General features: G+C 53.3%; 8 protein-coding genes and 1 pseudogene. 3 read left to right on the top strand and 6 right to left on the bottom strand.

From position 1 onward, the window contains the following. The 5 genes and pseudogenes from K1558_RS06740 to K1558_RS06720 form a co-directional block, all read right to left on the bottom strand. Positions 1-643, bottom strand: a pseudogene (locus tag K1558_RS06740) (YVTN family beta-propeller repeat-containing protein); the annotation flags it as partial. A 278-nt stretch (positions 644-921) separates the two neighbouring features. Continuing rightward, on the bottom strand, positions 922-1,650 hold the full coding sequence (locus K1558_RS06735) for a protein-glutamine gamma-glutamyltransferase (protein ID WP_238650631.1): 729 nt from the start codon (positions 1,648-1,650) through the stop codon (positions 922-924). A gap of 133 nt (positions 1,651-1,783) precedes the next feature. After that, positions 1,784-3,484, bottom strand: a complete 1,701-nt coding sequence (locus K1558_RS06730) for a DUF4127 family protein (protein ID WP_238650630.1) — start codon at positions 3,482-3,484, stop codon at positions 1,784-1,786. 117 nt (positions 3,485-3,601) lie between these two features. After that, positions 3,602-4,306: a response regulator transcription factor gene (locus K1558_RS06725; protein ID WP_238650629.1), complete on the bottom strand. Its 705-nt coding sequence runs from the start codon at positions 4,304-4,306 to the stop codon at positions 3,602-3,604. Next, positions 4,303-6,405: a sensor histidine kinase gene (locus K1558_RS06720; RefSeq protein ID WP_238650628.1), complete on the bottom strand. Its 2,103-nt coding sequence runs from the start codon at positions 6,403-6,405 to the stop codon at positions 4,303-4,305. Before K1558_RS06720 ends, K1558_RS06725 begins: the two co-directional genes overlap by 4 nt. 252 nt (positions 6,406-6,657) lie before the next feature. On the opposite strand from K1558_RS06720, the gene K1558_RS06715 reads away from it, so the two are divergent. The 3 genes from K1558_RS06715 to K1558_RS06705 all read left to right on the top strand — a co-directional run bounded on the left by K1558_RS06715 (position 6,658) and on the right by K1558_RS06705 (position 8,413). After that, positions 6,658-7,194 (top strand): hypothetical protein, encoded by a 537-nt coding sequence (locus K1558_RS06715; RefSeq protein ID WP_238650627.1) that lies wholly within the window; start codon positions 6,658-6,660, stop codon positions 7,192-7,194. Positions 7,195-7,208: 14 nt separating this feature from the next. Continuing rightward, complete coding sequence (locus K1558_RS06710) at positions 7,209-7,703, top strand: hypothetical protein (RefSeq protein WP_238650626.1); 495 nt, start codon at positions 7,209-7,211, stop codon at positions 7,701-7,703. A 311-nt stretch (positions 7,704-8,014) separates the two neighbouring features. Continuing rightward, complete coding sequence (locus K1558_RS06705) at positions 8,015-8,413, top strand: GNAT family N-acetyltransferase (RefSeq protein ID WP_238650625.1); 399 nt, start codon at positions 8,015-8,017, stop codon at positions 8,411-8,413. Here K1558_RS06705 and K1558_RS06700 read toward each other — a convergent pair whose 3' ends face one another. Next, positions 8,414-9,682 (bottom strand): PucR family transcriptional regulator, encoded by a 1,269-nt coding sequence (locus K1558_RS06700; RefSeq protein ID WP_238650624.1) that lies wholly within the window; start codon positions 9,680-9,682, stop codon positions 8,414-8,416. It lies immediately after the preceding gene. Positions 9,683-9,690: the final 8 nt, after the last annotated feature.

Genomic DNA, 9,690 nt, shown 5'->3' with positions numbered 1-9,690 from the left:
TCACACCGGTCGCTCCCGTCACTCCAGCCCCGGTCGCTCCTGTCGGCCCGGTCGCACCCGTCACTCCGGCTCCCGTTGCCCCGGTCGCCCCGGTCGCACCCGTCACTCCTGCTCCCGTTGCCCCAGTCGGCCCGGTCGCACCCGTCACTCCAGCTCCCGTTGCCCCGGTCACACCGGTCGCACCCGTCACTCCAGCTCCCGTTGCCCCGGTCGCCCCGGTCGCTCCCGTCACTCCAGCCCCGGTCGCCCCGGTCGCACCCGTTGCGCCCGTTGCCCCTGTACCACCGGTATCACCCATCAGCTCAGCGGATACCAGCCGGTGAGCGGTTACGAGCTGTCCGGTGCTGCTCTTGCCCCATACCGAGATCTGAATCGGATCATTTGTCACAGCCGGGGTCATAAACATAAACTCAAATGCATCCAAATCTGCAAAATACGTGTTGGTGACCGATTGGTTAGCAGCTACATTCAGCGACTGGTCAACATACAGATTTCTTACGCCGCCTGCCATATAGAAGCCTTGTATCAGTAATGTAGAAGCCGTGGTCGCACTGCGGTTATCAACTCTTACCGTCACCTGCGTGGTGGGTCTTACCCCTCCAACCGGATTGTTCTCCAGTGGTCCTGTTGTTAATAAGCTCATTGCTCTGTCTCCCTTATCGCAGATTTTGACTATCTACCAATCCACCCCTTCTCTACTGAATCTATCTGGTGACTGAATGGAAGCTGGCAGCAGATAGATTGGTTTATATAGTAATATTCTTCCATTTGCTCCCGGTGTGTGCATTACAGCTCCAATCCGGCACATATCCTGTAAAAATAGGAGACAACACATAAAGACCCCTCCGCAGCAGCCGGGTGCAGGTGTCCGGCTTGCCGCAAGGGGCCTGGCTAGAGATGAACAGAAAGGCAGTCCCTCCTCTAGCGGGTAATATAGGATCTGACTCCAATCCGGGTGTAGATGGCGGATTTGGGATTGTTTTTGGCGGCTGCCGGAGGACCTAAGCGCGAGTTCCCGAGGGAAGCGATATAGGCGAAGTCGGGGTGAAGCCCCTCATCCGTGAGATAAGCCGAAGTCCGGCTGCCCGGCACCCGCTCCCTGTTGAGTGAAGTAATCATCTGCGCAGCGCTCTTAATCCCCAGCCCGTGCCCGTAAAAGCTGTCATTCGACAGCATAATCGCGTTCTCCCCCTGCCACTCCGGCTTAGAGGGATCATGGTCGGGGTTCTTGAAATAGACCACATCGCCCGGCCGCAGCTCGGACTGGTTGAAGGTGGTAATCAGCTTCAGATTGCTGTCATAGTTCCAGTCCCATAAGAACAGATCCGTGAAATAGCGGTTGAACGCAGCCTCCCCGATCATGCTGATCGTAGCACGGTATAGAATCATGACCATCGCCATCGCACATTCAAAGGCATACAGCTGCCCATTTACAAAAATATCGTTGATCGCTGCCGAAGGCGTGACATTAGCTTTAAGCTCAAACCCTCCATTAGCCGTACGGTTCCAATACATTGGATTGCAGCGGGAGTTCTCGAACGTTGAGAAATCCGTCCCTCCCACATTCATTGCCCGGGCTGCCGCGATGATCTCCCCGCGCATTCTGCTCTCAAATGCCGGATCTGCAGGAGCCATATATCCATATCCCATTCTACCGTCCCCTTTCATCCTCTTGTCATGAAATATAGGTTATTGTACGTGTCGGGCCCCATATTGGTGCGCAGGAGATGGGTACAGCATGCAAATAAGGCCCCCCGCCAAGTCATCCGCGGGGAGCCGTCTATTATTGTAAGGTTACATTAGGCTTCAAAGTAATTTCAAACGCACGCCCCCACAGATAATCCGGATCATCGTACGGCAGTGCTGCACTGGTATATTGCGAGAGTGACCAGCCGCCCCCGCCAATCTGGCGGATAGCTGAAGCTGATGCAGCGCCGCTGCTCAAGAAGGCATTTTTGCAGAAAAGGGTGTCTGTGTGTGCCTGCATCCGCTCTCTCAGCAGGTCTTGGAGATACGAATAATCCTCGGGACTGTTAAACAGCAGCATATTCTGATCTGCAAAGGCGGCGGTATTCTCATATAACGAATGGGCTCTGGAGTAGGTCCGGATTTCACCGATGGCCAGCCTTTTGTAGAAGTAGTCCTTAAGGAAGCGTTTGAAGAGCAGCGACCCGTGGGCATTAACCGCAGCATCCAGCGCCGCCGGAGCGGTCTCCGTAACCACAAAGGCATACCGGGCCTGGGCCATGCCCAGAGCGAGTCCGATTTTGTTGCCCGGCGTGTTCCAGCCGCTGTATCCCAGCAGACTTCCGGTCAGCCGGCTGTCCAGCAAGGCCTCAGTGACGTTCGCATCCGCTGCGCCTGCGCCGACACAGTCGATCACTAGCGTCGGTACACAGCGGGAATTGTTATCCTCTATGCGGTTAACCGCAGCCAGCGCCTGGTCCGCAGCGGTAATGGCGATAATCTCCACCTGTCGTGCGTCACCCACCGCCTCTCCCCCCACAATATCCAGATGGCGCAGGATGTTCTGATGCACATTCATATATTCATACGGACTCGTCAGGGTCGAGCCATGCGGTCCGAAATATTCAACAGTATACCTGGTCGATGCCCCATTCCGGTAGAGCTGGTTCGCCATCCGCGCCAGCAAGGACTGTCCCAGTCCGTCTGCATCCGGGAGAATGATAGCTTTGTCAGGACTCTGCCCGTCAATGCCGCCAAGCCATTCATTAATACGCGCTTCCACATAGTAAATCTCGTTAATTTGCACGCCCTGGGTACTGGCATCATCGACACCTATAGCGAGGAAATCAATACATCCCGCCTGCGCCAGCTGCTCCAGAAGATAACGGTTCGTTTTAAATTTATGCCGTCTGGCATTGTAATACTGTTCTTTGTCAAAAGTGGCCGGATTGCCGTAGTCACCCGTGGGCGAAAGATTATATCCTGCGAGAATATCCGCAAACTCCGTGAAGCTTCTCCGCGGCTGCAGCATGAAATTCCGCGATTCCGTGTACGCTGCCAAGTCCAGCCCTTCGGCAAACGATGTAGTTGCCAGCCTCATCACCGTGTCCATTACATACACCGGCTTGTCCGGGTAGGCCTCTTTCACCTCGCGGATCACGTCCAGCAGATCTGTAGTTTCAGCGTCATAGGCCGGGTAAGTGCCTCCCGCATCCTCACGGAGACGGCGGCTCCCGATCAATCCTCCGTAGGCCAGCATGTCCGCCGAGAGAATAAAGCCGTCAGCCGATGCTGCATGGTCCAGAACAAATTGCCGGATTGCTGCAGTATCCCCATAGACCGGTGAGGAGGTGGTCAGCAGGACCGTGCCGGACGAAGTCTTTTGCGAGTCGAGACGGTTCTTGATGCAGGCTGCCTCCGGGGTAATCACATGAATCCCTGCCGCTCTCCCCTGTACGATCACATCATCCAGATTGACAGGCCGGTCATCGAGCGGTACATATAGCACATTCTTCATGGTTATCACACTCCTTCACTATATAAAGTGAATTACAGAGGACATATTACAACCTGAAAGTAAAAAAATATTATAGATTGAGCAGCCATACCCCGTACTCTGGTCATGCTCCCGGGCTCACTGTGACAAAAACCGGTACCCGATTCCCCGTACGGTCTCAATATACCGTGCTTTTCCGGAATCATCCTCAATCTTGCGCCGCAGTTGATGGATGTGCACCATAACGGTCCGGGCGTCGCTGCGGCTGTCCAGTCCCCAGATCTTCTCAAACAGCTGCTCCACACCGAACACCCGGCCCGGATGAGCAGCCAGATGAAGCAGAAGCTGAAGCTCCTTCGCAGGCAGATTCAGGGGCTCCCCATTCAACCGGACCTGCCACCTGTCGAAAAATAGCTGCAGCCGTCCGTCACTCCATACCCTCTCCCGGTCTTCAGCCCCAGCGGCTGGAACAACCGGCCTCCTTAAGCTTGCCTTCACTCTGGCTACCATCACATCCGGATCAAAGGGCTTGGTGATGTAATCCTCACTTAGCTCCAGCCCCGAAATGATATCCTCGGCTTCCTTTCGGCTGCTCAGAAAGATGACCGGAATGTCCGAGCTGCCTTTCCAGTTCCCCACCCAATCTCTTCCATCTCCGTCAGGCAGCATAATGTCACAAATAACGAGGTCTGGACGTTTCGCCGCAAGAAGCCTGGATGCCTCCTGTACGGTGCCCGCCGTCCTGGTGCGGAAATGCTGATTACGCAGATAAATCGAGACCAGATCTGAGATATCTCCATCATCCTCAACAATTAAAATATCTTTATATGCCTCTGGTATCAATGCTCCGGGCCCCTCTCCTTAACATTAACCGGAAGCTCAAAATAGAATTCAGCGCCTGCTCCCGGCTCGCTTCTGACATGAATTGCTCCGTGATGGTAATGAATAATTTCTCTGCAGATTGCAAGCCCCAGGCCGGAGCCTTGATGCTTCGACGCTGGCTGCTTCACCTGGGTGAACCGCTCAAAAATCTGTTCATGGAGCTCATACTCAATCCCGGTACCCGTGTCCTCAACACCAATCACAGCCCGGGGCTGCCGGTCATCCTGCAGCATACTCTTCAGGCTCAGACGCAGGGTAATGCTCCCGCCTGCCTCTGTAAATCTTAGAGCATTCGATATCAGATTGGAGAGCACCTGCTCCAGGCGAACCGGATCGCCGGAAACAACGCAGAGGTGACAGCCGGACTCTTCCGGAAGAACAATATGACACTCGACCCCCTTGCTCTGAATCTCCCACTCATACTTGAGAAACAGCTCACGGAAAAATGAAATCGCCGGAAGGTCCTGCATTTGAAACCTTACCTGATTGGTCTCCAGCTTGGTCAACTCGACCAGATCATGGATCATCCGCTCCAGCAGGATGGAGCGCTCGTAGATCCGGTTCGCATACTTGGGAGCTTCGTCCGTAATGATTCCGTCACGCAGCCCCTTGGCAAAGCCCTTGATGGATGTGATAGGCGTGCTCAGCTCATGAGAAATATTGGAGAGCAGACGGACGCGGAAGGCTTCAAGATCTGCCATCCGCTGATTGGCCTCCTGTAGACTGGCATTGCTCTTTTGCAGTGAACGTGTCCGTTCTGCCACCGTGTGTTCCAGGGAGCGGTTTGTCATCATCAGCTGTTCTGACAGCTGTTCCCGCTCTTCGATCGCCCTGGAAAAGCGTGCTGACAAATTCAAGGCCTGAGTCATGAGGAAAGCCAGCAGTCCAATGGACAACAAATCCTCGGTTGGCAGAATGCCGCTGTAGAACAGCATGTCATTCAGTGCAAACATAGTGAAGAACAAAAAACCGACCGCTGTGATTACAGAACCCTTTCTCCGCCTGACCACAGAACAGATATAGACATACAGGGTATACATGAGAACCGGAAACAGTACTCCCCAGATAAAGAGGGATAAATAATATGTATAAATCCTTGCGGATGTCGTCACAAATAACAGCATAAACGAAGAGAGCACTACACCCGCCGCTGCGGGCATCCAGGATATAGACTCTGCGGGATATTCACGGTTCACAAAGAAAATAAGAGTCAGTGCTACCATTGAGATCGAAAGGTACTCGGCCTTAACAGCCCACTCCCAAGGCAGGCCCGGCAAGAAATACAGCGCAGTGGATTCCCCCAGCACGACCGTCCGAATGCCCACAAACATACAAAGCCCGCCAAACAGAAGCGCAGAAACTTCCTTTTTGCGATTGAAATAAACAAGGAAATAATACAATGACATCATAAAAAAAATACCAATCACAAAAATTTGTGCCGCTACGCGCGAGGTACGCAGCCTTGAAACTGCCTCGGCAGTCCCAAGCTCCACCCCCTGCCAGATCCCGTTGTTCCGCTGATGAAAGTTGGCAACCTGAATGATAATCTCATTCCATCCTGCGACCGATTCGAAATAGATCGTTTGGGGATAGCTTTTGGGAGTCGTGCTGTCTATTCCGGTCCCAACCGTCCCGTTCCCCCCTTTAGGGGAGCCGTTAATCCAGATCCGATAAGCCGACGCGATACTTTTAGGATAGATTCCGAGAGTCTCATGGGTACGGGACCAGGCTTCCGGTAATAACAGGCGCAGACGGTAGGTTGCATATCCCTCATTAGGTAAGGATTCTCCATGCAGCGTATACTCCGTCCACGGCTTGGGAACCTGCACCCAGGCAGGGGCCGCTACGCCCTGTGCCACCAAGTCCTCCGGCGCAAGCAGCTCCTTCCAGTACAATTCCCACTCCCCGTCCAGTAGAATGATAGAGTTCTGTGCGGTATCCCAATGGGATAGATCTGCGGTGCCGTTCTTAAGAACAGCTGCTGCGGGAACGGAATGCTTCAACTGATCCTCCCCGGTCAACATCTTGGCCAGCGCCATAAGAAGAATAGCAGCAGCCAAAAGTGCAGCCCCCGCCAACCATATGAATCGCCGCTTTTTCCTGCTGTCAGCCTGAACAGGCATGTTCTATGCCAACCCCCGGTTACTATGTAGGTAATTTACCACTATTATAGCAACTGTCCCTGACAGCTGCCGACAAAAACATTCAAAATTTCGCTAAAACTTAAACGAAGCTTAAACATGTCTATGTAAAATGGAGCACAACAGCGAAAAAACAGGAAAATAGTACTGTAATCTGAAAGGAAGATCGTCATGCCGAAGAGCGGTCATTTCTCAGTCTGCCGCACCATGCTCCAGGAGCACCGGTACATAGACTTTCTGCTTGCCCGCTATGATGAACTGAACTTACCCTATTCCTTCGCTGTCTCCCTGAGTTACCTGGCTAGTCCGCTCCTCATGGGCGGTACCGCCATTCTGTGTTATGACGGGAACGATGAGGTCTGCGGGGCACTCAGCTATATTCACGGTACGGGTGAACACAATTATGAGGACCGGGACATTATTCAAATCCAGGTGGCCTATCTTGCCGATTCCTCCCGGTCAACCCGCCGGTTCTACGAGGGGCTTCGCTTCCTGACAAACCGCCTGGCCGGCCAGGAAGAGAATATTCAGGAAATCCGCTTCTGGGCATCAGGAAATGCACGCACCCGGAGGCTGTTCTGTAAGTTCGCAGAACCGGTAGCTGCCGCTCAACAGCCAGAAGGTCCGCTGGACGGTTACCGGGTCTATATGAAACAGCTGCAGGACTATCTCAATAAGAGGGCCCATGTGGTATGTCAGTTTGAGTAAAAGGAGACGCGAGTATGATCAGCTATGAGGTGAGGCGCTGCTCCGGGGACCGGGACTATGCAGAACTGTCGCGGTTCTATCTGAAGAACTGCCGCGACTTCGACGACGATTATATACTGCAGGACGGGCTGCTGTACCTGATCAGCACAATATCCGATTCACAGTTTCTTCTCTACCTGGATTCGGAGGGACGGCTGATTGGATTACTCCAATATCACTGGGACCCGGAATTCGAGTCCGCATTCATTGACTCGGCTATTCTGGCCAAGGAGCTCCGCAGCAGCCGGTTCTTTTACACAGGTCTGCGGGATATGGTCACATCTGTCCGGGAGGACTACCCTGAAGGGCAATCCTTGTATTTCTACGCTTTAGCCACTAACCGGTACACCAACAGGCTGTATCAAAAGTTTGCCGAGTTCGCAGAGGTCAGGGAACGGAATGGGCGGAAGGAGAATCTGTATACCGCAGACATGGCCCGTTTATCTAAGTATTTAAAGCTGCAATGGTAAGCACGAATGACATTTGAAAGGAGGTGATCCCGTATGATCCCAGTAGGCAATTTCAAAGAGGTTAAAAAAGGAAGCGGCTTCGGCAGAATCGTAGACGTTCTGAAAAACAATGAACAAGCAAGAGTAATGACTGCAGCATCCAAATAATTGTTCCCCCGGGAGGGGTAGAACGTACTGCACAGCAAGAAAAACAATGCCGATCATCCGGAAAAGTCCGGGTGATCGGCATTGTTTTATGCAGAAATTTCTTTATCCAATTGTACTCATTTATAGTTTAGAATAGGTAAAATGATTGTTAAAGGAGTGTTATTATGGCATTGGAATTCAAAGTCAACGAACCGCTGCTGCCTGAACAACTGGCTGAGGTATTTAGATTATCGGGGCTGAAGCGTCCTTATAACGATTTAGAGCGCATGGGGAAGATGATCGATCAAGCCGATGTCCTAATTAGCTGCTGGGATGGGGACCGGGTCGTAGGAGTAGCACGGGCCATCACCGATTATTGCTACTGCTGTTATCTCTCAGACTTGGCCGTTGTCAAAGAGTACCAGAAGAGAAATATCGGTAAGGATCTGGTGCAGCTCCTTCAGAAGACCTTAGGAGACCAAGTATCTATCGTACTCTTGTCTTCCGAAGAGGCCTTGTCCTTTTATCCTCAAATCGGCTTTGAACAGGCAAACAATGCGTTTCGGATCGCCCGGAAACATTAGCTACACTTTGAACCCGACAACCTCCTGAAACCATAGGTTCACCTGTGCGGTCTCCTCGGTCAGAAGATCCAGATAGACGGAGGTGCGGTAACCGGTCTCCTTGAGGCTCCTGCCTGTAATCTCGGCAATCCGGTTCAGGCGGTACATCAGGGTGTTGGTATGAATATGGAGAAAAGCGGCCGATTCCTTCAGATTACCGTCCAGCGACAGGTATACGGCGAGGGTCCTCAGCAAATCGCTTTTATGCTCACGGTCGTGCTCCTTCAGCGGATAGAGCAGACTGCTGCTGCGGGTCCGGCTCCGCTTCTGCTCCAGAATAGCCGGAAGATAAGCCCAGAACCCGATCTCCTCATAGAGCAGCAGCTCACGTGTATGATAAGGGAGGAGTCGCTTCATATCGAGAATCTGTAGCCCTTCCCGGTACGCAGCCGCCGCTGAGGTATATTCCTGGTATTCAGAACTACAGCCTGCGGTAAGTGTGCCCGTTTCTCTCTGGCCCAGATCCCGGAGCAGCCCGTGCAGGAATGAGGCCAGACGCTCCGTTCCTTCCACCGGAAATACGGAGGAGAACAGGATAATCAGCCGGTTCTGCTCGGCCGTCTGGAACAGCAGCCGCTGCCCGCTATAGGTGTCCATCACCCGGCGGAAGCTCTGCAGGAAATGCTCATCCACCGGCCCGCTGCTCTCCAGCACCCCGATGTAATAGCTCTGCGGCAGCAGGACCGATCCGGCCTCCGCCTCCTGGCGGATTCGGACTTCGCTGTCATAATGCGAGGTCAGCAGCTTCCAGAAGAAGTCCTCCAGAGCCTTCTCCTGCTTCGTCTTCCAGCCGCGCTGCTTCAGCAGATACCGCCCGGCAATACCGGCAGCCTTCTCCACAATCTCCTCCGCCTGCCCTGCGGTAAGATTGCCCCGGTCCACCACCCAGATATAGCCCAGAATCTCCTGCTGGTGCTTGATGCACATGGCCAGCCGCGGGCCCAGCCCAACCTCCATCACCGCAGGGATGCGGATCGGATGGCTGCTGCTCTCCAGCTCATGCATAACTCCCTTTTTGCGCAGTCCGATGATAACGGTGTTCGGCACCTTTTTGCCAATGATGGTCGAGATCCGCGCCGGATCGCTCTCCGTCTGATGGGAGCTGTACCCGATCACATGATGGTTGCTGTCCTCAATCGTCACCTGGGACTGGAGCGATTCACTTATCGTATCCGCCAGGGATTCCATACTGTCAAAAAAACGGTCAAATGATGGCTCTGTTTGTGCCAATGCTCCCA

The sequence above is a fragment of the Paenibacillus piscarius genome, assembly GCF_022234545.1.
In the GTDB taxonomy this organism is placed as follows: Bacteria; Bacillota; Bacilli; order Paenibacillales; family Paenibacillaceae; genus Paenibacillus_AQ; species Paenibacillus_AQ piscarius.
Note: the sequence above shows the minus strand (reverse complement) of the source record. Positions and strands in the feature narration are given on the sequence as shown.

Bases quoted from the DNA above. Each gene is read 5' to 3' on its own strand.
- K1558_RS06735 (WP_238650631.1), bottom strand. From the start codon at position 1,650: ATGGGATATGGATATATGGCTCCTGCAGATCCGGCATTTGAGAGCAGA.
- K1558_RS06730 (WP_238650630.1), bottom strand. From the start codon at position 3,484: ATGAAGAATGTGCTATATGTACCGCTCGATGACCGGCCTGTCAATCTG.
- K1558_RS06715 (WP_238650627.1), top strand. From the start codon at position 6,658: ATGCCGAAGAGCGGTCATTTCTCAGTCTGCCGCACCATGCTCCAGGAG.
- K1558_RS06710 (WP_238650626.1), top strand. From the start codon at position 7,209: ATGATCAGCTATGAGGTGAGGCGCTGCTCCGGGGACCGGGACTATGCA.
- K1558_RS06705 (WP_238650625.1), top strand. From the start codon at position 8,015: ATGGCATTGGAATTCAAAGTCAACGAACCGCTGCTGCCTGAACAACTG.